The organism is Pseudomonas rubra, assembly GCF_028656935.1.
Classification (GTDB): domain Bacteria; phylum Pseudomonadota; class Gammaproteobacteria; order Pseudomonadales; family Pseudomonadaceae; genus Aquipseudomonas; species Aquipseudomonas rubra.
Genome location: NZ_JAMDGZ010000006.1, coordinates 49,883 through 75,676, shown reverse-complemented (window position 1 = coordinate 75,676; position 25,794 = coordinate 49,883). Strand labels below are relative to the sequence as shown.

The window sequence follows — 25,794 nt, the reverse complement described above, 5'->3', positions numbered from 1 at the left end:
TCAGGCCACCGCCCGGGACATGCTGCACAGCACGTCGCGTACAGCCATTGAGGTTGGCGCCAGCTCGCACAGCTGCACACCGAGCAGCGCCGGCGGTTGCTCCAGGCGGCCCGGCGCATGCAGGTACACCGGCAACTGCCCCTCGCCCTGGCGCAGGCCGGCCTGGCGGGCGATCAGCGCCTGCAGGGCCTGGTCACTGTCGCCACTGCCCTGGGCACTGACCTGTTGCCAGGCGCCGTTCTGCGCCAGCAGGCAGACACTGCGTTGCGGCTCGGCGAGAACGAAGAGAAAATCACCCTGGCCCAATTGCTCGGCAAAGTGGTTGTAGGCCGCCATCAGATAAGGCCGGGCCGAGCGCAGGCGCACACCCAGGTTGCGGCACAGGGCATCGAGCTGATCGAGCAAGGCTTGCGGCACGGCACTGGCGATGCGCGGGCAACCGGCGGCTTCGGGCGAGACGACGATGCGCCAGCCCTCAAGACTCTGGCCGTAGTGCGCCTCGAAACAGGCCCGGGCGTAGTGCTGCAGCTCCGCCGGGGTGCTGATCGCAGCGCTCCACGGCACCAGGCAGAAGCGGCTGTACTGGGCCGAAAGCAGCACCTGCAACTGCGCACCTTTGCACGGCTGATCGGCCAGCAGGTGTTGCAGCGATTCCAGGGCAACCGTCCAGGCCTGGCTGCGCTCGGCAATAAAATCCAGGCTGCCCAGCCATTGCTGCCCTGCGCCCAAGCGTTGGCACAGACCCACACCCTGGGCGCCGAGCACGGCGATAAAGCGATCAGGCGATAAAAGTGACACGATTGATCTCCTCCAGGGTGGTCCGGCCTTGCTGCACCAGCTCCAGCGCCGAACTGCGCAGCAGGCGCAAGCCGCGTTGGCAAGCCAGGGTCTTGATGTGTGCCAGGGGCTTGCGCTCGACGATCATCTGCCGCAGGTCGTCGTCCAGGTGCAGCAGTTCGGCAATCGCCGTACGCCCGCGGTAACCGCTGCCCCGGCACTGGCCGCAGCCGCTGCCGTGGACGAACTGGTAATGGTCGACCTGGCCAGGCTCAAGGCCCGAGCCCGCCAGTTCTTCATCGCTCGGCTGACGGGGTGCGGCGCAGTGCGGGCAGACCAGCCGGATCAGGCGCTGGGCCAGCACCGCGTTGAGCGCCGAGACGAAGCTGTAGGGGTCGACCTGCATCTGGCTGAAGCGGCCGATCACATCAAAGACGTTGTTGGCGTGGATGGTGGTGAACACCAGGTGCCCGGTCAGCGCCGACTGCACGGCGATCTGTGCGGTGTCCGGGTCGCGGATTTCGCCGACCATGATCTTGTCCGGGTCGTGGCGCAGGATCGAGCGCAGGCCGCGGGCAAAGGTCAGGCCTTTCTTTTCGTTGACCGGGATCTGCAACACCCCCGGCAACTGGTATTCGACCGGGTCTTCGATGGTGATGATCTTGTCCACGCCGTGGTTGATCTCGCTGATCATGGCGTACAGGGTGGTGGTCTTGCCGCTGCCGGTGGGGCCGGTGACCAGGATCATGCCGTAGGGTTCGTTGGCCAGGCGACGCAGGCTGCGCAGGGTGTGTGCTTCAAAACCCAGGGCCTGCAGTTGCACGCCGCTGACGCGGTCGGCCAGGTCCTGTTTGTCGAGCACCCGCAGCACCGCGTCCTCACCGAAGATACTTGGCATGATCGAGACCCGGAAGTCGATCTGCCGGGCACTGATGCCTATCTTGAAACGGCCATCCTGGGGCACGCGTTTCTCGCCGATGTCCAGTTCGGCCATGACCTTGATCCGCGAGATCACCTGGTCGGCGAATTCACTGCCGTTGACCTTGCTGATGCTGTTGAGCACGCCATCGATGCGGTACTTGATCACCAGGCCGCTGCCGGTCACGCCCAGGTGGATGTCGCTGGCGTGCATCTTCAGGGCGTCGTACAGGGTCGAGTTGACCAACTTGACCACCCGGCTCTGGTCTTCGCAGATGCTGGCCAGCGACAGGCTCTGCAGGCTGTCGAGTTCGTTGGCCGCCTCGCCGTCGGTGTCCAGCGAGTCCACGGCGTGAAAGCTTTCTTCGTGACGGGCCAGAAAACCCTTGAGTTCGGCGGCCTGTACCAGGTACAGCGGCGCGCCTTGCAGGCACTCGTCGATCCAGGCCAGGCGGGCGTCATCGAAAGGGTCGGCGAACACCCCGAGGGTCAGGCCGGCCTGCTGCAGAAGGATGAATTCGCGTTTCAGGCACTGGGCCAGGCTGACCCGATCGAACAGCGGCGTGCTGGCGAACAGCGCCTGGGCGTCGAGCACCGGGTAATGCAGGGTGGCGCCCAGGCTCTGGACGAAATCGCCAGGCTCAAGGCCGCTGAGTGTTTGCAGGGTATCGAGCAGGCGCTCGCCGAGCAGTTCGGCACTGGCCCTGGCCTGGGCCAGCAGCGCGCGACCAAGGGGCGCCGGGGTGCTGGCAACAACGGCGGCAACGAGCGACAACGGTTCCATGGCTTGCTCTCCAACGCGGGGCGCGAAGAGCCTGGTTCAGCCCTGCTCGCGCGTTATTCCCCGGTGAGCAGCTGGTCGTCGTCGGGCCCCGGCGGCCGTGCGCCATTACGTCGGCGATCGGCCAGGACCCAGCTACCGTCGAACAGCTGCAGGGGGAAACTCTCACTCCTGCTTTGGCGTCGTTCGACGAACCCTGTGTCCGTGTTGGCTGCGCGCGGGTTGCTTCGCGTGATGCCCATCAGGTCGAGGACTGCGCGGGCCAGTTCCGCTAGCGGAAAAGGCTTGAACAAGATATGGCTGACACCCAGCTGGCTGGCCCGCTCACGGACCTCGGCGGTCGGGTGGGCGGTGATCAGCACGAAATGACAGTTCGTACCTTGTTGGCGCACAGTCTCCAGTACCTGAAACCCCTCCATGTCGGGCAAGCGATAATCCAGCACGACCACTTCGGGCCGGGTGCGTTCGGCGGTGCCGATTGCACTGTTTCCGTCGTGGGCAACGTGGACGTTCAGGCCTTGGGCCGCCAGGTAATCCCGGATATTGCCGGCAAGGGTCTGTTCGTCATCGACTACCAATACTGTGTTCACCAAGGTCCACTCCCTGAAAGCTGCTGGCCCGGTTTCCCGGCCCGGCACGAGTGCGGCCTTGTAGAGGCTTACGCATGCTTCGTGCCAGGCGTGATACGGCGCAAATCACTGTGCTATGTCGTTGATTCTTTAAGCATAGACGCAAACGGGTGCTCACCCCTTCCCCAATCCCGGGGGTAGATGGCGTTTTGCCCCTAGCCGTGGCCCCAACATTGGGGGCGGCGTTGCGCTCAGTCGATACGCTGCAGTTGACCGCTATCGCGCAAGCGTTGCAACAACGCCTGACGCGCTTGCGTCTGCAGTTGATCGATAAGAAGGGTTTTAGCCAGTGCAAGTCCTTGCTCGGGTTGGACAGGGTCAGCCTGGCTTTGGTTCTGCGCGCCGGCAAAGGTTTTGCCATTGGCTTCATAGAAGGCCAACACTTGTGCCTGGCTTGGCTCAGGTACGCGGCTGGCGGCCTGAAACACCTGTTGCGCGGCCATTTCCTGACGGGTGTAGGCGCTAAAGCTTTGGACGTCGAAACCCGCCTCGGCCAGGCGCCGCTCGAAGGTTTGCGCCGAACCGAACGCCTGGCGCAGGTGGCCGATACGCGCCGCTACTTCATCATCGCTGACCGTCACGCCCTGGCGCTGGGCTTCCTGCCACAGCAGTTCGCGGTCGATCAGGTCGTTCAGCGCCTGTTGGCGCAGGCGCTTGTAGACGCTGGGGTTGCGGATGCTGGTCAGCGCCCTGCCCTGATCCTGCAGGTACTCGGTAAAGTAACGCTCCAGGCGCAGCTGGCTGATTTCCACGCCGTTGACCCGGGCCGCGGGTGGCCCGTCGGCAGCGTGCAGCGACAGGCTCAACAGGCACAGCAGCAAGGGCATCAAGCGGTTCATGGCGACCTCGTCTCAACAACACTCTGGTAGGCGGCGACCGGGTAGAACACCGGGCCGGGCATTTCAACGGTGACCACATGCGCGCCGTTCAAACCCTGGCGCCGCCCGGGGCCATAGCCCAGGGCCGGGGTCAGGCCGGTCTGCACGTCATGCAGGCCTTCCAGGGCCAGGGTCAGTTTCTCGCGGCTGGCATCACGTCCGGCGCGCTTGAGCGCTTCTTCGAGCAGTTGCATGGCGCACCAGGTACTGACCTGCAACAAGCCCTGACGGCCATCCAGGCCCTGGCGCTGGCGCATCGCGGTGAGCGCATCACGCCCTTGCGGGGTCCAGTCACTGGGAATGAACGGATAGGCAAGAAATACCCGCCGCGACCAGTCTTGCGGCACCAACAGCAGCTCGCTGGCGACCTGGCTCGACGCCGCAAACAGGTAGGGCGTGCGCCCAGCCTGTTGCAGAGCCTCGGTCAGCCGGCTGAAGCCTGCGGCCTTGCCGAGGTAGAAAAGCGCCTGCCCCGGCGCAGCCTGCTGCTCAAACGGCGCGACGCTGACGTTGCTCCAGCCACGCTCAAGCAGCGCCTGACGCAGGGTGGCCGCCAGGGCGGCAAAACTTGCGTCGGCATAAACGATGCTGACCTGGGCCTGCTGCAACGACAGGCTGCCCTGGGCGTAGTCGGCCAGGCTGAGCAGTTGCTCGCGCAAACCAGGCAGCGGGTCGAACACCTGGCGGCTGCTGGCTAACTGGGGGGCCGCTCCGATCAAAGGCAAGCGCGCCTGCTCCAGGCGGGCTATCAGGCTGGCATCCAGGGCCGGTGCCATCGGCGCGACCAGGGCAAACACCCGCTCCTGATCGATCAACTGGCCCAGCGCCTGCTCGGCACTGGCCTGATCAGGGCCCGGATCAAGGTTGACCAACTGCAAGGTGCGGCCATGAATGCCACCCTGGCGGTTGATCTGCGCCAGGCGATCGTTCAGCACCGCCGCCACCACCCGCGCAGGTTCGGCCAGCGCGCCGCGGGTCGGCAGCAAGGTCCCCAGGCGCAGGGTCTGTTCTTCCAGGCCCGGGTCGCGGTCATCGGCCAGGCGCTTGAGGTAAGCCGTCAGGTTGCGTTGGTCGGCCATGCTCAGGACAAAACGCGGCATCGCAGGATCCAGGCGGTTGCCGGCTGGGTCGCGCCCCTCCTGAATCGCGCGGGCCACAAGCCCCTCGGAATAGGCCGGGTAGCGGCGGCCATTGACCTGTCGCGCGCCCTGCCCGCCGGCCAGGCGTTGCCAGTTCAGCGACGGCGGGCGCACCCCGCCTTCGGCCCGGCCCAGGCCATCGTTACCGTGACAACTGGCGCAGGGCACGACACTGGCCGGCACCAGCATGTCGGCAGCGCCGACCCGCGCCGACACCTGGGCATCGCTGCTCGACAGGCCTTCGCGGTACAGGCGCTTGCCGGCCTGTTCCTGAGGGCTGAGGTCGAGGGCGCTGGCCAGGGTGCTGGTCACCAGCACGCTCAACAGCAGGCCGATGCGCAGGCGCGCGGGCATGATCTTCAACGCCCCGCCAAGGGTTGCGACAGCAGTTGCAGGCGCTGGGCAATGGCTTGCGCCGGGGCATCCGGGCGGATCTTGCTCCAGCGCTTGTTGGCCACGTCACCGGCAATCAATTGCGTCGAGTGTTGTTCGGGGCTGGGAATCAGGTGACCCAGGCGTGCCAGCACCAGATCCATCTGCGCCTTGTCGCCCGTCAGGAACAGCCAGTTGGCGCTGTCTACCCCCTGTTTTTCGGCGAAGGCCTTGAGCACCTGCGGCGTGTCGTTCTGCGGGTCGCTGCTCAGGGAGATGAAGGTGACCTTGCTGGCGGCCTCCGCCCCCATGGCCTCACGCACTTCGCGCAGCTTGCGGGTGATCAGCGGGCAGGCGTCGTTGCAGTGGGTGAAGATCACATTGAGCAGCACCACCCGGTCCTTGAGTACATCATCGTAGAAACGCAGGCTGCGGCCGTTCTGGTCCTGCAGCACGGTATCGGTGAAGTAGGTGCGGGCATCGCGGGTGCCACCCTCGCTCGCCACCGGCGTGTCTGCTGCCGGCTGCGCGTGCCCTTCATGGGCCAGGGCCACTGAACTGAGGATCCACAAACACAGGGCCAGCACCAGCCAGTCGGTGCAGCGCATGCCACGGCGAACGGCACTCATGGTTGCACCTCCTGGGCAATGGCGGTGTGCTTGGCGTGGACCCGGCGGGCGCTGAGGCGGTCGATTTCGCTGATCAGCGCTTGCGGGTCGGTAAAGCCATAGAAGCGCGTCCAATGGCCGCTGTGGCCATCACCGACCAGGATCAGCGGCGGATGCTGGCCAAGGTCGGCACTGAAGCTGCCCAGGCCCTTGAGGGTTTCGTTGATCGCGTACGGGGTGCCGGTCAACCAGCTCCAGCCGGGGCCGTTCTGGAACGTCTGGGCGTAGCCCAGCAGGCGCTTGGGGTCATCGCGCTGGGGGTCGACGCTGATCGACACCATCTGCACCTCGCTGCCCACCCGGCCACCCAGATGCTTTTGCACCTTGGCCATGATCGACGACACCACCGGGCACACCGTGGTGCAGCTGGTGTAGATAAAGCCCATGACCACTAGGTGGTCGCCCACTAGGTCCTTCTCCAGGCGTACCGGCATGCCGTTCTGATCAAGCAGCGAGACATCGGCAAAACGCACCGAGGTCTTTTCCTGATGGGCTGCCGGCGCACCATGGGCACTGTGGTCGACACCGTTATGGGCCAGGGCGGTGCCCAGGCTTGCGGCGAGCAGGCAGAGGCTGAACAGTCTGCAGCGATCGAGCAGTTTCATTGCACACTCCTTGAACCGGCGTCGGATGCTTGTTGGGCGGCCGCAGGCAGTACCCGCAGGCTGGTGTAGTTGTTTTCGGCAAAACGCTTGCCCAGCGACGGCGCCTGCACGTGCAGGTACCAGGCGCCTGCGTCCAGCGGCTCCAGCGGCGCCTCGTAGATGCCCTCGCCGACTTCCTTGACCACACTGGTGCGGGCCCGCGAGGTGGGCGCAAGAAAGTAGCGCAGGCTCAGGTCCTTGATCCCGGTGCGCGGTGTGCCGTTGCCCTCGCTGATGCGAAAGCGCGCGACATAGAGCTGGCCCTGGACCAGTGCCGAGCGTTCGATAAGGAACTCGATCTGCGGTGTCTGCCGGTGGGGCGCGCTGCTGGACGCCGTCACCTCGGTGCTGAAGCAATGGATGATCTGCGGCTGGTTGAGCAGGAAGGCGACATCGAAGGTGCCCGCAGCCGGCAGCTTGATGGTCGAGCTGTAAACCCCCGGCGCCACCTCGCGCAGGCTGCGGTCGATCACCAGCGCGGCACGGGCACTGTGGCCGCGGTTGGCGTAGCCGGACATCGGCGCGTTCATGCCTTCGGCGTAGAAGTAGGTAGTGTTGTCCACCGGGTTGACCACAAACACCGAGTTCTCGTCACGGGCCACGGTCAGGCCCTGGGCCAGCGGCAGGTCGCCGGCCTGGCGCGGCGCCGCAGGCCCGGCCTCGAAGCCCTGGACGATGGGCTTGCGGCCTTCGCCAAGGCTGCTCAGGTTGATCATGCTGACCTTGGGCGATGCCAGCCCGCGGATGTAGGCGTAAGCCTGGGTGAAGGTCAGCTGGTAGGGCTCGGCGGCCACCGGCAGGCTGTGAATCAGCCGGTCATTGCTGGCGTCGATGACCATTGCCTGGTTCTCCAGGGTGTTGAGGACGATGCCGAAGCGCCCGTCATTGCTGAAGCGCATCGGCCCCAGGCCCTGCTTGCCTTCGATCAGGTGGCGCTGGCTGTGGCTGCGGGCATCGATGACGCTGATGCTGCCGTCACGCCCGTCAGCCACGTACACCGCCTGGGACAACGGCGAGTAGGCCACCGACAAGGGGTGCGAGCCGACCTTGAGGGTTTTCACCAGGCGCATCTCGCTGGCATCGATCACGCTCAGAGTGCCGCTGTCGCGGTTGCTGACAAAGGCGTAGCGCGAATCGGCGCTGAAGGCGATCTCATGGTGGCCGGCGCCGGTGGCGAAGAACTTCAGGGTCTTGCGGCTGGGCACGTCGATCACCGTCACCCCGCTCAGCGCCGGGTCGCTGGCGTTGTTGCCAACCCATAGCAGGCGCTGGTCGGGCTGCATCGCCAGGCGCAGCGGCTGGTTGCCGGCAGGCAGGTTGGCGACGCGCTGGAAGGTTTCGGTGTCGATCAGCGCCACTTCGCCGCGCTCCGGTATCGACACGTAGACCTGCTTGTCGTCCTTGCTCGCCACCCAGTCCATCGGCGTGCCCGGCAGTTCGATGCGGGCCAGGGTGCTGGTGACGCCGCCCACCGACACCGACGGGTCGATCACGGTGAGGCTGGCGTCCTTGTTAAGCACCAACAGAAAATAGCTGTTGAGGTCCAATAGCGGCCTGGCACCAATACTGCTCTTGAGAAACAACGCCACCCGCGCCTTGCAGCTGGTGTTGCGGTCTTTGGCCGCCTCGCCGGTCAGCGCCGGGTCGAGCCAGGCGCCAGGAGACACCCCGGACAACGGCTGGCCGCTGTTCTGGTCGGTGATCTTGAAGCGCACACTGGCAAAGCTGCCTTCAGTCAATACCCCGCCCGAGCCCAGCGGCCGTGCCTCGAACTCGACGGTGACGCCGTCGCGGCTGAGGGTGTGCAAGGCCTGCGGGTCGCTGTCGGCCAGCTCGCTGCGCGGGTCGCACCACAGGCTTTCGTAACTCACCCCCAGGCCGATCAGGGTCAGGCCCGCCAGCAGGCCCAGGTACAGCGGTCGATTCTTCTTGTTCATGACCTCTCCCCCCTCGTTTACTGCGCCGGCGGCGTGGCCGGTGGTGTTTCGTTGGTCACCCGCAGGATCCCCCACAAACCGGAGACGTTGCCGTAGGCGGCGTAGTCGCGGAACAGGTAGTCACCCGGCACCGCATTGCTGCCGCCGGCGCTGGGCAGCATGAAACTGAAGTGCGCCGCCGGCAGCACGCTCTCCTGGGCGCCGATGTACATGGCCTGCGGGTTGTAGCCAAAGCGTACCGAACCGATACCCGGCAGGTTCATTGGATAGCCGCCGGTATCGGACTTCTCGGCCTGGTAGGCATGCAGCGGCCACAGGTGCCCGTCGAGCTGGTAGGTGATGCCGCGGCTGCCGCCAGTAGGCATCAGCACATGGTTGCGCAGCGGCTGGCCTGGCTTGGCCCAGAGCACCGGGGTTTGCGGATCACCGCCAACCAGGGCGTTGCTGTAGGCCATGTGGGCATTGGGTACATCTGCCCAACCGTTGCCATCGGCATGGCCGAACGGCGCATCCGGAGCCAGGCCGAAGCGGAACCATAGCGGCTCGGTCTTGTAGTTGATGGCCATGTTCGAGTTGTCCTTCGGATCACCCGGCACGCCGTTGCCTTCGGTGGCGATGCCTTCCACCGGCCGGCCATCGGCCCAACGCATGTTCAGCGAACGCTGCCAGAGGGTGGCGAAGTCACGGTAGGTGGTTTGCCCCGGCACCTGCACCGTGGCCGAGGCGCGGCTGGCGCCGTCTTCGGTCCAGGTGGCGCCCAGCGGCAGGATGCTCATGGCGCCGATCAAGCCCTTCTGCCCCTGCTTGATGACATCGGCCGGGGTGATGTTCAGGCCACCGAACTCGATGGCGGTGGTGTTGATGTTGTCCACCGCCCGGCCCATTTGCAGGACCGGCTTGCCTTCACGCTCCAGGTGCCCGGCGTAATACTGGTAGACCTTGCTCGGGTAGGCGCCGCTGTTGCCCGCACGCGGCGGCACGGTCTGCACCGGGTTCTGGCCGACGTTGACACCGTCCGACTTGGTGATGTCATAGGCCAGCAGTTGCGCATGCAGGCCGACGTGGCTGGAAGGCCGCATCAGGTTGTTGTTGAAGGCGGTGGAGCCTTCGCTACCCTGGCGGTCGCGCTTGACCACGTTCTGCATCACCGCCGTGCTGGGCAGGTCCGGCATCACCAGTGGCAGGCGGTTCTCCAGGGTGACTTTCAGGCACTCGCCAGCAGCGGCGCGCAGTACCAGCGGCTCGATCGGCACACCGGGCTTGAGCTTGCCGGTGCCGGGGTCGAGGTCGGCCTTGCGCACGTAGAGGATCGCGGTCGGGTCGTGCAGCGGCCCGCTGTGGCCGCCAATGGTGAAGGTTTCGCCATCTTCGGGGTCAGTCACCGTCACCTGCGGGATGCTGGTGCGCCGGCTGTTGTAGACCAGGGTACCGCCGTTGGCCTTGAGCGGGCCACCAACGTGCTGGCCGGCACCGGCCGGGTCGCTGATGCTCACCCCCAGGGTGTTGCCGAGGATATCGTTGGCCAGCGCCGCGACGATTTCATAGCTGCGCTGGGTGGTTGGCCGGGTGCCAATGCCGTTGTTGTTGGCGGTAAAGCGTGGGCAGATGCCATCAAAGGCCACGGTATTGCGTGCGGCCATCGGCAAGCTGTTGTTGGGCAGCGCGAACAGGTCGTTGCGGCTGGTGGTGTAGTTGCGCATGACCCCCCAGATGCCGTTCCAGTAGCCTTCATGAGCGGCGTCCAACGAATACAGGTAGTCACCGTTGGGCGAGGACGCACTGGAGATCATCGACACCGGCGCCATGAACCCCAGCTGTTCGGAGATGCCCACCATCTGCGAGGACTTCCACCCGGAGTTGGAGCTGTTGCCGAAGCCTGAGCCATTTTGCAGCCACTTGACGCCGTGCAGGGTCACGTTGTGTTCCTCTTCATGGCCACCGGCATGCATGCGCAGGCGCACGTTGTCACCGGAGTAGGTGCGCAGCATTGGCGTGAACGGGTCACCCGGCTCTGCCCCGGCGACGTTGATGTGCGGCGGGAACAGCGTGGTGCCACCGGTGGGGCCGACCGCCGAGGTGATGGCCGCCGGCGACAGGTTCATGGCCGGGATGGCGCGGTCGGTGCGGGTTTGCATGGCATAGGCCAGATCACCGCCCAGGCCGTCGGCCTGCATGCCGCGTTTGCCATCCGGCGCCACCTTGTTGGGGTCATAGACGCGCAGGGCCAGGGGCTCGTTGCGGTAGTTGACGACGAACATGCCCGGGTCATCCACCGAGATTGCCTGCGGGCACGGCCGGCTCGGGCAGCCTGGGTTGAGGCCACCGCGCGACTCGACCACCGATTCCAGCAGGTTCGAGGCCTTCTGCCGTACAGGCGGGTTGATGGCGTAACGGAAGCTGTCGGCGCTGGCCGGGTAGGCCTGGGCATTGGGAATGCCGTCCGGACCTGCACCGACATACACCCCGGCTTCATAGGCGTGCTGGAAGTCGCTGTACTCAAGGAAGAACTCGCGGTAGCTGTCGTTGCGCCCGTCACCGTCGAGGTCGCCGGTTTTCACCACTGCCTGCCACGAGGTCGGCCCGCCGTCTTCACGCAAGGCGCTGTTGTACAGCAGCTCGCCGGTTTCGGCGTGGTACCAGGTGGAGCCGGCCGGCTCTGCCAGTACGGTGGCATACAGGCCCAGTTGCTGGTGGGTCGATGGGCCGAGGTGGTCGTGGGTAAAGATGGTGCCCAGGCCACGGTCGACGTTGTGCACGTTGACCACCGGGTCGACGAACCAGCGTTGCATGGCCGTGCGTGCGCCCATCCAGTCGGCCCGCCCATAGCGGCCGAAGAACGGGTGCGCCTTGGCCACCGGGCACTCGGCCGTGCCTTCGCGGGGGTCGCCAGCGCGGCATTCATTGAACTCGCGAATCGCATGGATACGCTCGACCACAGTGCCGGGGGAAAGAATGCCGTCTTCGTAGTTCCAGCCGTTGGCCGAGCCGTCGGCGGCAGTCAGGTCCCATTTGGGCAGGTGGATATGCTGGCCGATGACATCGGTCGGCGTACGCACCTGGTAGTCATCCATCTCGTAGTACGAAGGGATCAGGTTGGTGTGCTGGTACATCACGCAGTCGAAGGTGTTCATGCGCATCACCAGCGGCTCCGGTGGGCGCTGCTTGTTGATCACCGCCCAGGCGTCTTCCCAGAGGCTGATGATCCGCGCTTGCGGGAAGTGGTAGCCGACCTTGTTGTACACCGCGTCGAACTGGATATTGGCGCCTTTGTAGATGCGCGGGCGGTCGGCGGTGAAGGTCGAGCTGCCGGTAAAGCTCATGCCGTCCAGGCGCTCGCCGCTGTTGAACTCGCCAGCGCCGGAGAACTGGGTCAGGCGCTTGGCGCGATCGTCCATGCACGGCTCGTAGTACGGCGCACCGGCGGTGGGTGCGGCGCCGTTGGTGCGGAAGTTGCGCGCCACCGTCTGTTTGCCCGGCAGCACGGCGTAGCTTGGGTGTTCCAGCTTGGCATGGAAGCTCATGGCTGCCTGTTCGACGTCAGTGCCCTCCTCGGGCAGGAACACTGCCTTAGCCTTGGTGATCGCCTTGGTGAAATCCAGCGCGGTGGTGGTCACCAGCGCTTCGCCACCGGCAGACAGACCATCCAGGGCGTGGCGCGGCAAGCCGCCGTCCCAGCCACCGACCTGGGCCGGGTCGAGGTTGGCCCACAGGGCGTTGCCGGAATTTTTCAGCTGTTGCGCCTTGGCAGGGTCAAGCATGTCCAGTGGCGGGGTTGGCGGGGGTTGGCCGACAGTGTTTTCCATGCCGCCGATCCAGAACGGGAAGCCCGGGTTCTTCAGGCTACCGTCAGCGTTGCGGTTGGCTTCGCTGCGATCGACCAGGGCCAGGGAGCCGACCGCACGCGGCGCGGCGTCGTGACCTGCGTCGTCATCGCCCTCTTCGTCCTCGTCGTCATCGTTTTCTGCAACCAGGGTTTGCGCAAGTTTCGGAATCACTGCGACCTTGCCTGGCATCGGCGCCATGGCCTTGCCGGGCAGCGGCACGATTGCGGGGATGGGTGTGCCGGCGACAATTTCGCCGTCCGGCAAGGCGCGGGCGCCAGCGGCCGGTTTGCCGCTGCGCAGGGCAAACGGCTGGCTGTGATAGCCGTTCTGGTTCTGCCCGGAAACCTCAAGACGGGTGCCTTCCTCGAACACATCGTGGACCCGCCACATGCTCCACATGCCCTGGGCAAAATGCGGGTAGAAGTGGCAGTGATAGATCGCATCGCCCGCCACGCGGTTGCGGTTGCCCGAGCCGCCGTTGGCGATTTCGTAGGTGTAGCCCACACCCGGGCCGATGCCCTGGGCGTCGACATAGTCGGAGTTGTCGTCATTGGGGTTGAACAGCCATTGGTGACCGTGCAGGTGGAAGATGTGCTGCTCGTGGCCGTTGTGGGTGTTGCGGAACTTGACCATGTCACCGATATAGCTGTGGTTGACGTTGGCCGGTTCGGCCGGGTACAGGGCCATGCTGGCCTTGACCCCGACCTGTTCGGCGCTCGGGGTCTGGCCCGGGCGGATGTTCTCAAGGCCGACGTTGGCCGGCACATCCACCAGCATCGCCACATCACCAACAGTGTGCGAACTCAAGAAGAACTCTTCATAGGCGCACGACAGGCAGTCATGCATGGGCCCCACACCCAGGCGGTTGGCCACAACCTCGGCGCCCATGCCGCCGGAGCCATAGTTGATCATGAATGAATCGCGGGTCGGCTCCAGTACATGGCCCATCACCGGGTCTGCCCAGTAACCGGGGAAGGCCTGGGTGGACGCGGCTTCATCAGTGAACTGCGCGGCAAAATCGCGAAACGGCTCCAGGCGGTTGGGTATCGCCGGGTTGCGTTTGCCGATGCTTTCCAGCGGGTAGGTAGAGGCCGGGAAGCTGCCATCGGCGTTGGAACCCATGACAATGGCATCGGATTCGCTGGAAATGATCTCGTTGCCGTCGGTCATGGCAATGATCGGCGCGCCGGCCTTGCCTTCGCGGATCCACGGCTCTTGCTGCGGATAGCGCGCCTGGTAATCGACGATTGGCTGGCCGGTGGGAGTGCGGCCGCTGCTGCTCAGGCGCATCTCTTCTTCGGTCAGGGTATTACGGAAGGTCCGCCCACCTTTGGGGACCACCACCACCTGACCGAACAGGCCGTTGGCGACGTTGCCGGCCGCACCTTCACCGCCAAAGGTTGCGCCCTGGCTGGTGGCGGCGAAAGCCCCTTCGCGCTCGGCGTACAAGGTGTAGGAGCGGCTGGCGCCGGGGGCGATCAGGAAGTTGCCATTGCGCCCGGTGTTGGCGGCGATGTCGGCGATGCTGTTGACCGCCTGCATGCCGTTGACCTGAAAGCCGACATGGCGGTCGGTGACCTGCTCATCGGCGATAAAACTCTCTTCACCTTGCGGGTTACCCTCGCCGCCTTCGTTTTCCTCACCTTCGACCTCGTTTTCTTCTTCGTGGTCGATGCCGTGCTTGTTCGGGTTGGCCTGGTAGGCCAGCAGGTTCTGCAGGTTGATGGTCAGGCAGTCGCCCGCCGCCACCCGCAGTACAATCGGCCGCGGGCGTTTGTCCGGGCGCAGGCTGACCTTGCCCGGCACTGCTGCGCCGCCCGTGGCCAGCGACACCTGGTGCTCATCGACCACGTCGCGGCGCAGGGCGAACATCATGCCATTGGCATTCTGCGCGCCGAGGCGGTTGAACATCAGTGGCTGGTCCAGCGCCACCACATTGGCCACCAGGTTGCGCTCACAGCGCACGGCGGCTTCGCTGACCGCTTGCCAACCGAAGGTGGCGGCGGCGATCAACAGTGAAGTCAGGACTGAGCCTTTGATTGGAGTCATCATGGCGTGCCTCTGTGGTGCAAGGGGACTCTGGAAGGGCTTGAGCAAGGCCCATGCCAGATTTTTTATCGTTATTTTTTAAATGCTTACAAAGCCTAGTGAATCTTGATTGGGGCTGATTCCCCGGTATTCCCCACTAATCGGGGATTAAGCTTGCAGCCTCGACCCGCGCTCGCGCCTAGCACCCAGGCTGACAACGCCACCCTCACAGGCCATGGCACGTTGCAACCAATGTGGGAGCTGGCCTTGCCGGCGATGCGCCGCGCGGGCGGCGCTCGATCTCAAGAGCGCAACAAACCTTGCGGCGAACCATAAAATCTCCCACAGGCAATTACTAAGGTGCATCCACCGCCAAGCCCTGCAGCCGCCGGTACTGGCGCAGCACCTTGGGCACATAGCGCTGGGTCTCGGCGAACGGCGGTACCACCCGGCCGCGGCGCATCACCGCATCGGGCCCGGCGTTGTAGGCGGCGACCGCCAGGGTGATGTCGTTGTCGAACAGCGTCAGCATGCGCTTGAGGTAGCGCGCGCCACCCTGCACGTTGGCGGCGGGATCAAGCACGTTCTTCACCCCCATGGCCTTGGCGGTGTCGGGCATCAGTTGCATCAGGCCCACCGCACCACTGCTGGAGCGGGCATTGGGGTCGTAGCGCGATTCGGCCTGGATCACCGCGTGCAGCAACGCCGCCGGCAGGTCGTTGTCTTGCGCTGCAGCCGCCACCTCTTCGGCGTAGGGCATGCCGGTGATCAACTGCGGGCCGCTGCTGGCCAGGCTCAGCGCCGTCTCGCTGATCACCCGCTGATAGCTGCGCCCCGGCCGGTGCACATTGCTCAACACATAGCTGCCATCGGCCTTGACCGAGATATACACATCGGCCTGAACCAGATTGCTGCTGGCCAACCAGGCCAGGATTCCCGCAGTGAGCCAGCGCATCGTGCCACCCTCCCCGTTGCATCCCCCAGAAAGTGGGGCATATGCCCCGATCGCCAGGGCTTTACCCTACTGACGCAAGCACTGTGCCGCCTTGCCAGGGCCGCAGGGCAAAGGCCCGGCGCAGACGCGCACGGCATTTGCATAAGCCCTTGCAGCACATCTGTGGAGGGCCTGGCAATGAACAACAAATACCGCACGCAACACGGCTTCACCCTGCTCGAACTGTTGGTGGTGCTGGTGGTGCTGGGGCTCTTGGCCGGCATCGTCGCGCCCAAGTACTTCAGCCAGTTGGGGCGCTCGGAGGCCAAGGTGGCCCGGGCGCAGATCGAAGGCCTGAGCAAGGCCCTGGACCTGTACCGCCTGGAGGTGGGGCATTACCCCAATTCCGAGCAAGGCCTGCAGGCCCTGGTGGCGGCGCCCAGCGACGAAGTGCGCTGGTCGGGCCCGTACCTGCAGAAGAAGGTCCCGCAAGACCCCTGGGGCCGTAGCTACATCTATCGCCAACCGGGGGAAAACGGCGAGTTCGACTTGCTGTCGATGGGCAAGGACGGCCAGCCCGGCGGCGATGGCGAGAACGCCGAGATCACCAGCTGGCAATAACCGGAGGGCGTGCGCATGCGCTATGAACTCAAGGCCCTGGGCAAGGCCGGTGTGGTCGTGCTTCAGGTTGACGCCCAGGACCCGGGCCAGGCCCGCGAGCAGGTCGAGCAGCAAGGCCTGCGGGTGGTCAGCGTGCGCAGTTGCCAGCGCCTGGCCGGCTTGCGCTGGCGGCGCAGCGAGGTGTTCAACCTGGTGTTGTTCAGCCAGGAGCTGACCACCCTGCTCAACGCTGGCCTGCCCCTGATCGATGCCCTGGAGAGTCTGGCCGAGAAAGAGACTGCGCCCCAGGCGCGCAAGACCCTCAGTGAACTGGTGCGGCTGCTGTATGAAGGCAAGTCGTTGTCCCAGGCCCTGGCGCAGTTGCCCAGCGTTTTTCCGCCGTTGTACGTGGCACTGGTGCAATCGAGCGAGAAGACCGGCGCCCTGGGCGATGCCCTGGGCCGTTACGTCGCCTATCGCCAGCGCATGGACGCTGTGCGGCAGAAGATCGTCAGCGCCTCGATCTACCCGCTGTTGCTGTTGCTGGTCGGCGGCGGTGTGGTGCTGTTTCTGCTGGGCTATGTGGTGCCGCGCTTCAGCCTGGTGTTTGAAGGCCTGGGCACGGAGCTACCATGGATGTCGCGCTGGCTGATGCAGGCCGGGATGTTCCTGCATGCCCACCAGATGGTCATGGGCAGCGGCTTTGTGCTGCTGATGGCGCTGCTGTTTGGCCTGCGCCGCAACCTGCGCCTGCGCCGCTGGCTGAACCGCCAGTTGCAGCGCTTGCCGGCCCTGCACCAGCGCCTGGTGATGTACGAACTGGCGCGCTTCTATCGCTCACTGGGGATCCTCCTGCAAGGCGGCATCCCGATCCTCACCGCCATGGCCATGGCCCGCGGCCTGCTCGGCGCGGCCAGTGCACTGCGGCTTGAGCAGGCTTGTGAACGGGTCAAGGAAGGCCTGTCGCTGTCGGCGGCGCTCGAGGCCGGGCAACTGGTGACCCCCGTGTCGCTGCGCTTGCTGCGCGCCGGTGAGCAATCGGGCAATCTGGGGCAGATGATGGAGCGCAGCGCCGACTTCTACGACGAAGAAATCAGCCGCTGGATCGAGTGGTTCGTGCGCCTGTTCGAGCCGCTGCTGATGACCTTTATCGGCCTGTTGATAGGCTTGATTGTGATCTTGATGTACATGCCGATTTTCGAACTGGCCTCCAGCATCCACTAGATGACAATCCCCGGGCCTTGCTGTATAGATTCGGCCAGCCGAAAAAGGACAGCAGCATGACCGCGCGCTTTACCGACAGCCTTCGCCAGCACAGTGAACCGAGCTGGACCCAGTGCATCGAACACCGTTTCGTCAACGAACTGCTCGACGGCAGCCTGGCCGACCCGGTGCTGATCAACTACCTGGTTCAGGACCACCGCTTCATCGATGCCTTCCTGACCCTGCTCGGCGCCGCCATGGCCAGCGCCGACACCTTCGAGGCACGTATCCGCCTGGGGCGCTTTGCCGGGATGATTGCCGGTGAAGAGAACACTTACTTCCTGCGTGCCTTCCAGGCCCTGGGCGTTAGCCAGGCGCAGCGCCTTGAAACGCCAGATTCTGCACCGACTGCCGGCTTCAAGGCGATCATGCGCGAAGCCGCCGCAACCCGCTCCTACGCCGCCGCCCTGGCGGTGCTCAACGTCGCCGAAGGCTTGTACCTGGACTGGGGCTTGCGGGCCCGCGAACCCTTGCCGCCGCGCTTCGAGCACGCCGAATGGATCACCCTGCACAACAGCCCGGCGTTCCAGGACTTCGTCGCCTTCCTGCGCGCCGAACTGGACCGGGTCGGGCCGGATCAGGCGCAAGTCAGCCGCGATTTTTTCCTGCGCAGCGTTGCGCTGGAGCGGGCGTTCTTCGACGCCGCCTACGACCTCAAGGGGTAAGCCATGGATATCTTCGAGCGCCTGAAACAGGCCGCTGCCACCGACTGGCACAGCTACGTCGAGCACGACTTCGTCCGTCAGATGGGTGCCGGCACCTTGGCGCAACCGGCGTTTCGCCAGTACCTGGTACAGGACTACCTGTTCCTGATCCAGTTCGCCCGCTCCTGGGCCCTGGCCGCCTACAAGAGCCGCACCCTCGCCGATATCCGCGCCGCCCAGGCCGGGCTTGCGGCGATTCTCGACGAAACCGAGCTGCACGTGCGCCTGTGCCAGCGCTGGGGGCTGTCGGCTGAAGATCTGGCGGCGACGCCGGAGCACCAGGCGACCGTGGCCTACACCCGCTTCGTGCTCGACTGCGGCGCTGCGGGCGACCTGCTTGACCTGCACGTGGCACTGGCGCCGTGCGTGATCGGTTACGCCGAAATCGGCACCCGGCTGACGCCCAACGGTGTCCAGGCGCTGGGCGATCACCCGTATCGCGAGTGGATCGGCGAATACGCCGGCGCCGCTTACCAGGGCGTCGCCACTGCCGCCCGTGCGCACCTGGACGATCTGGCCGCGCGGAGCATGACCGAACGCCGCTTCGAGGACCTGGTCAAGATCTTCGCCCAGGCCTCGCGGCTGGAAGCGGACTTCTGGCAAATGGGGCTGGATGCTGTGGGGTAACCCTCATCGCGGCATAGGCAAAGGCTAACAACGCCGCTCCTTCAGGCCATGGCACGTTGCAACAAATGTGGGAGCGGGTCTTGCCCGCGATGCGCCGCGCGGGCGGCGCTCGATCTCGAGGACGCCACAACCCCTATGGCGTACACCTACCGGCCCTCCCTCATCTCAAGCCCCACACCTCACCGTCATCACGCAATCGCAAAATGTGTAGTGGCTCAAAGGCGCAGGCTTTGAGATGGGGTAAAGCCTGTCGGGTGTATGTCGTAAGGTTTTTTTAGAGCGGCGTTGTCAGCCTTGGTGCAAGGCCTGCACTACCACTGCCGTTTATCCGGCCGGGTCAGGCCGAGCTTCTCGATGCGGTAACGCAACATGTCGCGGCTCAAGCCCAGCAGCCGCGCCGACTTGGTCACGTTCCAGTCGGTGCGGTCGAGCATCTTGCGCACCATGTCGCGCTCCACTTCCGGCAGGCTCGCCGAGGCCATCTCGCCATTGCCATAGGCTTCATAGGCCACTGGCGTCGGCATCTCCAGGGGTTCATCCACCAGGCTCATGCACACATTGAGCTGATGCGGGGCAATCACCTCCCCCGGCGCGAGCAGTACCGTCTGTTCGAGCATGTTGCGCAACTCGCGTACGTTGCCCGGCCAGCTGTAGTTGAGCATCAACTCCTCGGCCTCATCGCTAAAGCGCAGGTTCGGCTTGCCGTAACGCTTGCCGTGCAAGGCCAGGAAGTGCCGGGCCAGTAGCAGGATGTCTTCGCCACGGGCATACAGCCTGGGCACTTTGATCGAGATGATGCGCAAGCGGAAAAACAGGTCGCGACGAAACTTGCCCTGCTGCACCATCTGTTCCAGGTTGCAGTTGGTGGCGCTGATGATGCGCAGGTCGACCTTGCGCTCCTTCACCGCGCCAATACGGCGAATGGTGCGGTCTTCCAGCAGTTTGAGCAGTTTGGCCTGGAGCAGCAGGTCCATCTCGCCGATTTCATCGAGGAACAAGGTGCCGCCGTCGGCCGCTTCGACCAGGCCGACCCGGCGGTCTTTGGCATCGGTAAAGGCGCCCTTCTCATGGCCGAACAACTCTGCCTCCAGCAGGTTGGCCGGGATCGACGCACAGTTGAACTCGATAAACGGCCCCTTGCTGCGCACGCCGTCAAAATGCAGGGCGCGGGCCACCAGCTCCTTGCCGGTGCCGGTCTCGCCCTCCACCAGCACCGGCGGCAGGTCGCCGCTGGCCATGCGCTGCTCGGCATCGAGCAGTTGGCCGATGGTGTGCTTGAGGCCAAGCATGGCCGGTGATTCGCCGATCAGAGCCTGGCCACCGGATTTTTGCGCCTCGCGCTCCTGGTAGAACGACAAGGTGCGCTCCATGCGCTCAGTGGCCAGGGCCTTTTCCAGCATCAGCTTGAGCTCGGCCAGCACCACCGGTTTGGTCAGGTAGTGGAAGGCGCCCTCTTTCATCGCCAGCACGGCGTCTTCGACGTTGCCGTAGCCAGTCATCATGATCACCTTGAGCTCCGGCGCACGCAGGCTCAAGGCCTTGAGCAGCTCGTGGCCGTTCATGCCCGGCAGCGAATTGTCGGTCAGCACCGCATCGGGCTGGCAGCGTGACAGTTGCTCCAGGGCCGCTTCGGCGCTGTGGCAGACGGTGACCTCGAAGCCTTTGCGCTCAAGGTAGGTCTGGATGTTCTCGGCGAGGATTTCATCATCCTCGACTACCAGAATGCTCTGCTCCATGTTCCCCTCCCACTGCAACGTTGAAGATCAGGCAAACACGGGTTCCTTCCTCTTCGCGGCTGGCCAGGCTCACCGAGCCGCCAAAACGTTCCATGATCCGCTTGACCAGTACCAGGCCGACGCCAAGGCCGCCCTGCTTGGTGGTGAAAAACGGCTTGAAGACCATCCGTTCCTGCTGCTGGGTCATGCCCTTGCCGGTGTCGCTCAAGGTCAGTTGCAGTTGCCGGCCGTCTTCAAGGGTGTGCACCGCCACCTCCAGGCGCCCACCGCTGGGCATGGCTTCCAGGGCGTTGGCGAACAGGCTGTTGAGAATCTGGGTGAGCAATACCGGCTGGCTGATCACCCAGGCCGCTTCAGGCGTGTCGACCTGCACCACGACCTTGTGCCGCTCCAGCTGCTGGGCGTAGGCATGGCGGGTGTCATCGATCGCCGCCACCAGCTCGACCGCTTCGGCATCGTCGTTCATTGGCCGCAGCGATACCAGCAAGTCGCGTACCCAACGCGACATGCGGTCAACCTGGCTGATGATGTCGCTGATGTTCTTTTGCGCAGGCGCGCTGGCAATGTCCTGGGCCAGTTCGGCGCTTGAGCGGATATTGGCCAACGGGTTGCGCAAGCTGTGGGCCACCGTCGAGGACATCTCGCCCAGGGCGACAAAGGTTTCGCTGGCCACAAGCTGAGCTTGTTGGGTCTGCAGCATGCTCGCTGCACGGCGCACGATCCAGAACAGGCCAAAGTAGATCAACGCCCCTCCTAGCAGGGTCGAGGCCCAGATCAACACGTAACCGCGCTGGATGCGCCGCACCAGGTCCTGGGGCTCCTTGTACACCTCGACCATCGACAGCACCTTCTGGCCCTGGCTGTCGAACATCGGGATGTAGTTCTCGATGAACAGGTACTGTGGCTCGCGCTGGAACTTCTGCTCTTCGCGGTCTTCGTCGGCCTTGTGGTAACTGGCCGACACCGCCACCTTCGATTCGAAGGACTCGTCCAGGTCGTCATCGCCTTCGATTTTCTTGCCGATCAGTTCCGGGTTGGTCGACCAGACGATGGTCCGGTCCAGCGCGTAGACGTTGGCCAGCAGGGTGTCGGGCAGGTGCTCGACATGGTCGAGAAATTCCACTCGGGTGGATTCGGCCAGGGTCGGGTTGACGCTTGGGTGGTGCTGGTCCAGGCGCGGGTCGAGCAACTCACCCATGGTGGTGCCCGGCGGGATACGCGAATGGCGCACTTCGGCCTGGGCCATGGCCTGGATGAACTGGGCGGTGAGCATGGCATCGCGCTCGACGCTGTCGGTGACTACAAAGCGCGTCGACACATAGCCCAGCCCGCCTGCCACCGAGGCGATGATCAACAGGCTGACCAACGAGAACCAGCGCAACAGGTTGAACTGGCGCAAGGGTCGGCGGGTAGCCTGGCTGTCGGGGCCCTCATCGGCCAGTTTCTTGTTGAGCATCTGCATCGGGTCTGATCCTGCCGTGGATGCTTTTTTTCTTAGAACTTATAGCCCAGCGCGCCGGCAGGCGTCGTATATCAAAACTAATGGCTCGGGATGCAGTGATAGTATTTTGCCTCTATTGCAGCTGGCGCACGGCCTCCTCCTCAAGAAACGTCAGCAGGGCCTGGGTATCGTCCTCGCCCAGGCGCAGGTTGGGCATGGCTATCGCGTTGAACTGCTGGTAGAGCGCCATGGCCTGGGGATCGTGCTCGGCGAGCATGCGGTCGGGCTCGCGAATCCAGCGGCTCAGCCAGCGGTGCTCGCGGCGCCGGGTTACCCCCAGCAGGTCGGGGCCGACCGCACGCAGGCCAGTGCTCTGGCCATCCTCCGGGCCAAGGCTGTGACAGGCCGCGCAACGGGTGCGAAACAGCTCCTCACCGCTGCTCGGCGGGCGGATTTGCGGGGCATCGGCGTAGCTTTGCTCGCTGCTGGGCTGTTTCCAGTTCTGCAGGCTGTTGGCCAACTGGTCGGCAAGAATCCACGGGTTTTCGAAAGGCGAGGCTTTCATCCAGCGCCCGGTGGCCTGGTTGCCGACAATCAGGCTGAGGTTATGGTCGCGGCTGCGGCCGTTGTCGACGCCTTCGATAAACAACCCCAGGGTGCGCCGCAGGGCGTCGATCTGCTGCTTGTCACCGGTCAGAAAACGCCAGCCGGGCCCGACCTTGAACTTGCCGGCGTAGGCCTTGAGCACCTCGGGGCTGTCGCTCAGTGGGTCGATGCTGATCGAGTAGAAGAACACCTCACGCCCGACCCGCTCGCCCAGCAACTGCTGGACCTGGCGCAGGCGCGCGGTTTCCAGCGGGCAGGAGTCGCCACAACCGGTGAAGATAAAGTTGATCACCACCACCTTGTCCTTGATCAGGTCGTCGAAAAACCGCAGGTGCTCACCGTCCTGGTCGATCAATTCGGTGTTGGGGAAGTACTGCGCCCCCCAGGGCGTCGCCTCCTCGGCCAGCCCCGGCAGGCTCAGGCACAACCACAGCAGCGCCAGGCAACTCGCTATAACGCCCATGGCGACCTCCCCCGGCTATTTGCCGACCTTGACTTGCGGGCCCTTGCCATCACCGCTGCGCCAGGTGGGCAGCGCTGCAGAGTTGACGTACTTGACCCCGTCCCAGCTGGGCAACGGCGTGGGCATCAACTGCAACTGCCCCGGGTGCTCGATGTCCCAGCGCAGCAGCATCGAGTTGTCCTCGTGCTGGGTGTTGTGGCAGTGCTCCATGTAGGTGCCGGCGAACTCGCGAAAATTGATCGCCACTTCGACGTTGTCCAGGCCGTCGGCCTCGCTGCCGATGCGGTAGACGTCCTTGCGCGCCCATTTTTCCCATTCCGGCGGAGCCTTGCCGCCGCGGCTGAGGATGATGCCCTCCTCGAAGTGCACGTGCACCGGGTGACTCCAGCCATTGCCGCCGTTCTGGATTTTCCAGATTTCCAGGGTACCGATGCCACTGGTGCCGGCATCGGTCGGGCCGCTGGCCAGTTGTGGCGCCGCATTGAGCCGGCGTGGGTCCATGTGGAAGCCAAAGCCGTTGTCGGTCTTGACCGTCCAGGGCGCCTGGTCGGTGCCGTCGGAGCGACCGAAAATGAACGTGCGGTGACGGGCCTGGGCCAGGCGGGCGATGTCCGCCGGGTCGTCACGGTGCAGCTTGAGCGGGATCATCACCTTACCGGCCGCCTTGCCAGGTTTGGCCGGCTCATAGGCGCCCGGGTCCATGGCCAGGTCCTGGCCGCTGTAGGCCTTGACGTTGAACTGCAAGACCTTGGTCACCGTCGGGTCGCCCTTGTCCCACTGCGGGCCCTTGCTGGTCTGCTTGATCACCGCCAGGTACTTTTCCGAAAGCACGTCGGCCAGGGCGATCTCCTCCTTGGGGCCCTTGCCGGTTTCGTGGGCCTGAAGGTTGACCAGGAACAGCTTGTCGCCGGGCTTGATCCCGTTCCTGGCGAAGTTGATCACGATGTCGAAGCGCTCGGCGATGCCCTGGGTCGGCAAGATGGCGTTGTGGTCCTGCCGGTCGCCGTCGGCGTCCAGGTCCATGCTGCCGTCGAACGGCACCGCATGCTCCATGATGTTGCCGTCGTTGGCGATCATGTGGAACGGCACCCGTGCATAGGAGAGCCCCGAGCCTTTGGGCCCGGCGAACTCGCCAGCGCCGCCCTTGACCTCGCGCACCAGCGCAAGCTTCAGGTAGCGCGACACCGAGCCATTGAGAATGCGCAAACGGTAGCTGCGCGCGCGTACATCGAGGTACGGCTTGTACTGCCAGTTGACCAGGATCTGGTCGCCCAGAAAGCCGTCGGTATTGAACGGGTTGAACCACAGTTGGCCGTTCTGGTTCCAGGCCTTGTCGGCAATCAACAGGTTGACGTCATAGTCGCGGTTGCCCCACGACAGCGCCGAACCGCTGGGCAGGCGCAGGTTGACGCCATCGTCAAAAGCCTCGTTGCCACGGTCCAGGGCGCTGTAGTAGTTCATCATCGCAGCGTTGCCCTTGTAGACGTTCTGCGCGGTGAAATCGAGCATATGGTCGTGAAACCAGTGGGTGCTCATGGTTTCGCGCCAATCGCCACGAATGCGGATGCTGCCGTTGTCACAGATTTTCAGCCCCGGGTTGGCATCGTTGACCCACAGGGTTTCGCCCGGCGTGCAGGGGAACGCTGCGCGCGGATCTTCGGCGCGGGTGTTGATACTGTCGTAGCCGGCCAGCTGGATCGGCCAGCGATAGTCGTAATACTGGCCGGGGAAGAAGAACGCATTGGCGTAGCCGTCGCTTTCAGCCGGGGAGTGGCCGTTGTGTTCGTGGGTGCTGATGGTGTGCAGGCCAAAGCCGTGGTTGGCTGCAGGATCAATCGGCAAGGCGTTGTAATGGCGCATCAACAGCGGCTGACCATAGCGCACCATCAGCAGCTTGGCTGGCAGGGTGCCGTCGAAGGTCCACAGCGACTTGTGGTCCTGCAGTGGCATGTTGGGGTGAAAACGGGTGTCGACACCCTTGGTAGTCCCCAAGGTGTTGGCCTGGCCCGCGGTGTTGTAGTACAGCCCGCCGGGACCGAATTCGCCGACACTGTAGTGGTGCATCTGCGTGGCATCGCGCAGCCCGCCGTTGATCCGCGCGCCGGCCTGTGCGGTCTTGTAGGCCGCTTGCGGGTAGAACTCGTTCCAGCGCTGGTGCGACCAGCCCTTGCCTGGCGGCCGGCCTTCGGCGGCAGAGCCGATATGCCGGTTGAGGAACTGCTCGATCTGCGCCTGCCAGGGGTTGCGGTCGACGACATTGGCGAACTGCCCGGGGAAAGGTGTCAGCCCCGGTTGTTTGAGAAAGGCATCAAGCAACGCCCCGGGCGGTGAACTGCGCGCAACATTCAGTGGGTCTTGCTGCGGCGCCGGGCCGCTGGCGGGTGCCGGGAACACCAGCAGCCCTGCCGGGGTGGTCGGGTCCAGCCGCGCCGGGCCGAACTCTTCGAACAGCAACAATTGCTGGCTGAACGGCTGGGCACCGAACAGTGGGCTGGGCACGCCGTTGGTGGGGTAATTGAAGCTGGTCTGCAAGGCCGGTGGACGCTCGTTCTCCTGGCGCGGAGTGTTGCGATCGCCCTCGCCTTCAGGCAAGTCAAAAGCGCCGATATTGGCCTCTGGTTGCTGCAAGATGGCGTTCAGGGCCGCAGCGGCATCGGCAGGCAGGTCGCTGAAGGCCGACGGATCGCCAGGCTCGGGCGGGTCGACGTCATCGATGGGGCTGGCGCTGGCGTCGGCGAGCAAGGCGATGGCCAGCGTGATGCACAGAACGCGTGGGGACAGGCATGGGGTTTTCATTATCTTCACCAGATTTGGGACCGGTAATG

18 protein-coding genes are annotated in these 25,794 nt (G+C 64.7%); 4 read left to right on the top strand and 14 right to left on the bottom strand.

All coding sequences use genetic code 11. From position 1 onward, the window contains the following. The 10 genes from M5G17_RS03115 to M5G17_RS03070 all read right to left on the bottom strand — a co-directional run bounded on the left by M5G17_RS03115 (nt 1) and on the right by M5G17_RS03070 (nt 15,550). Nucleotides 1–798 carry a hypothetical protein gene (locus M5G17_RS03115; RefSeq protein WP_273891550.1) on the bottom strand — a complete coding sequence of 266 codons (798 nt, stop codon included), beginning with the start codon at nt 796–798 and terminating at the stop codon, nt 1–3. After that, nucleotides 779–2,479, bottom strand: coding sequence for a GspE/PulE family protein (locus tag M5G17_RS03110; RefSeq protein WP_273891549.1), 1,701 nt, complete (start codon nt 2,477–2,479; stop codon nt 779–781). Before M5G17_RS03110 ends, M5G17_RS03115 begins: the two co-directional genes overlap by 20 nt. Nucleotides 2,480–2,532: 53 nt before the next feature. Next, nucleotides 2,533–3,069 (bottom strand): response regulator, encoded by a 537-nt coding sequence (locus M5G17_RS03105; RefSeq protein WP_273891547.1) that lies wholly within the window; start codon nt 3,067–3,069, stop codon nt 2,533–2,535. Nucleotides 3,070–3,296: 227 nt separating this feature from the next. Next, entirely contained in the window at nt 3,297–3,944 is a 648-nt protein-coding gene (locus tag M5G17_RS03100) for a SurA N-terminal domain-containing protein (protein WP_273891546.1), read from the bottom strand. Continuing rightward, nucleotides 3,941–5,476: a cytochrome c/ABC transporter substrate-binding protein gene (locus M5G17_RS03095; RefSeq protein WP_273891545.1), complete on the bottom strand. Its 1,536-nt coding sequence runs from the start codon at nt 5,474–5,476 to the stop codon at nt 3,941–3,943. Before M5G17_RS03095 ends, M5G17_RS03100 begins: the two co-directional genes overlap by 4 nt. 5 nt (nt 5,477–5,481) lie before the next feature. Then, nucleotides 5,482–6,123 (bottom strand): SCO family protein, encoded by a 642-nt coding sequence (locus M5G17_RS03090; RefSeq protein ID WP_420793350.1) that lies wholly within the window; start codon nt 6,121–6,123, stop codon nt 5,482–5,484. Continuing rightward, a complete protein-coding gene (locus tag M5G17_RS03085) occupies nt 6,120–6,767 on the bottom strand; it encodes an SCO family protein (RefSeq protein ID WP_273891544.1) in 648 nt (215 codons plus the stop codon). The genes M5G17_RS03090 and M5G17_RS03085 overlap by 4 nt, the downstream gene beginning before the upstream one ends. Further along, on the bottom strand, nt 6,764–8,743 hold the full coding sequence (locus tag M5G17_RS03080; RefSeq protein WP_273891543.1) for a YncE family protein: 1,980 nt from the start codon (nt 8,741–8,743) through the stop codon (nt 6,764–6,766). The genes M5G17_RS03085 and M5G17_RS03080 overlap by 4 nt, the downstream gene beginning before the upstream one ends. A 17-nt stretch (nt 8,744–8,760) precedes the next feature. Further along, complete coding sequence (gene mnxG / locus M5G17_RS03075; RefSeq protein ID WP_273891542.1) at nt 8,761–14,619, bottom strand: manganese-oxidizing multicopper oxidase MnxG; 5,859 nt, start codon at nt 14,617–14,619, stop codon at nt 8,761–8,763. 331 nt (nt 14,620–14,950) lie between these two features. Then, nucleotides 14,951–15,550 (bottom strand): lytic transglycosylase domain-containing protein, encoded by a 600-nt coding sequence (locus M5G17_RS03070; protein ID WP_273891541.1) that lies wholly within the window; start codon nt 15,548–15,550, stop codon nt 14,951–14,953. A gap of 177 nt (nt 15,551–15,727) precedes the next feature. On the opposite strand from M5G17_RS03070, the gene gspG reads away from it, so the two are divergent. The 4 genes from gspG to tenA are packed head-to-tail and all read left to right on the top strand — an operon-like array spanning nt 15,728 to nt 18,723. Then, on the top strand, nt 15,728–16,150 hold the full coding sequence (gene gspG, locus M5G17_RS03065; RefSeq protein ID WP_273891540.1) for a type II secretion system major pseudopilin GspG: 423 nt from the start codon (nt 15,728–15,730) through the stop codon (nt 16,148–16,150). 15 nt (nt 16,151–16,165) lie between these two features. Beyond that, the gene (locus M5G17_RS03060; protein WP_273891539.1) at nt 16,166–17,353 is read left to right on the top strand and encodes a type II secretion system F family protein; all 1,188 of its coding nucleotides are present in this window, start codon (nt 16,166–16,168) and stop codon (nt 17,351–17,353) included. A gap of 56 nt (nt 17,354–17,409) precedes the next feature. Continuing rightward, a complete protein-coding gene (locus M5G17_RS03055) occupies nt 17,410–18,057 on the top strand; it encodes a TenA family protein (RefSeq protein ID WP_273891538.1) in 648 nt (215 codons plus the stop codon). A 3-nt stretch (nt 18,058–18,060) separates the two neighbouring features. Then, nucleotides 18,061–18,723, top strand: a complete 663-nt coding sequence (gene tenA, locus M5G17_RS03050; protein WP_273891537.1) for a thiaminase II — start codon at nt 18,061–18,063, stop codon at nt 18,721–18,723. A 311-nt stretch (nt 18,724–19,034) separates the two neighbouring features. Here tenA and M5G17_RS03045 read toward each other — a convergent pair whose 3' ends face one another. The 4 genes from M5G17_RS03045 to M5G17_RS03030 all read right to left on the bottom strand — a co-directional run bounded on the left by M5G17_RS03045 (nt 19,035) and on the right by M5G17_RS03030 (nt 25,765). After that, nucleotides 19,035–20,459 carry a sigma-54-dependent transcriptional regulator gene (locus M5G17_RS03045; protein WP_273891536.1) on the bottom strand — a complete coding sequence of 475 codons (1,425 nt, stop codon included), beginning with the start codon at nt 20,457–20,459 and terminating at the stop codon, nt 19,035–19,037. Next, nucleotides 20,428–21,921 (bottom strand): sensor histidine kinase, encoded by a 1,494-nt coding sequence (locus M5G17_RS03040; RefSeq protein WP_273891535.1) that lies wholly within the window; start codon nt 21,919–21,921, stop codon nt 20,428–20,430. The genes M5G17_RS03045 and M5G17_RS03040 overlap by 32 nt, the downstream gene beginning before the upstream one ends. Before the next feature lie 112 nt (nt 21,922–22,033). Continuing rightward, the gene (locus tag M5G17_RS03035) at nt 22,034–22,969 is read right to left on the bottom strand and encodes an SCO family protein (RefSeq protein WP_273891534.1); all 936 of its coding nucleotides are present in this window, start codon (nt 22,967–22,969) and stop codon (nt 22,034–22,036) included. Nucleotides 22,970–22,984: 15 nt separating this feature from the next. After that, a complete protein-coding gene (locus tag M5G17_RS03030) occupies nt 22,985–25,765 on the bottom strand; it encodes a multicopper oxidase domain-containing protein (protein ID WP_273891533.1) in 2,781 nt (926 codons plus the stop codon). Nucleotides 25,766–25,794: the final 29 nt, after the last annotated feature.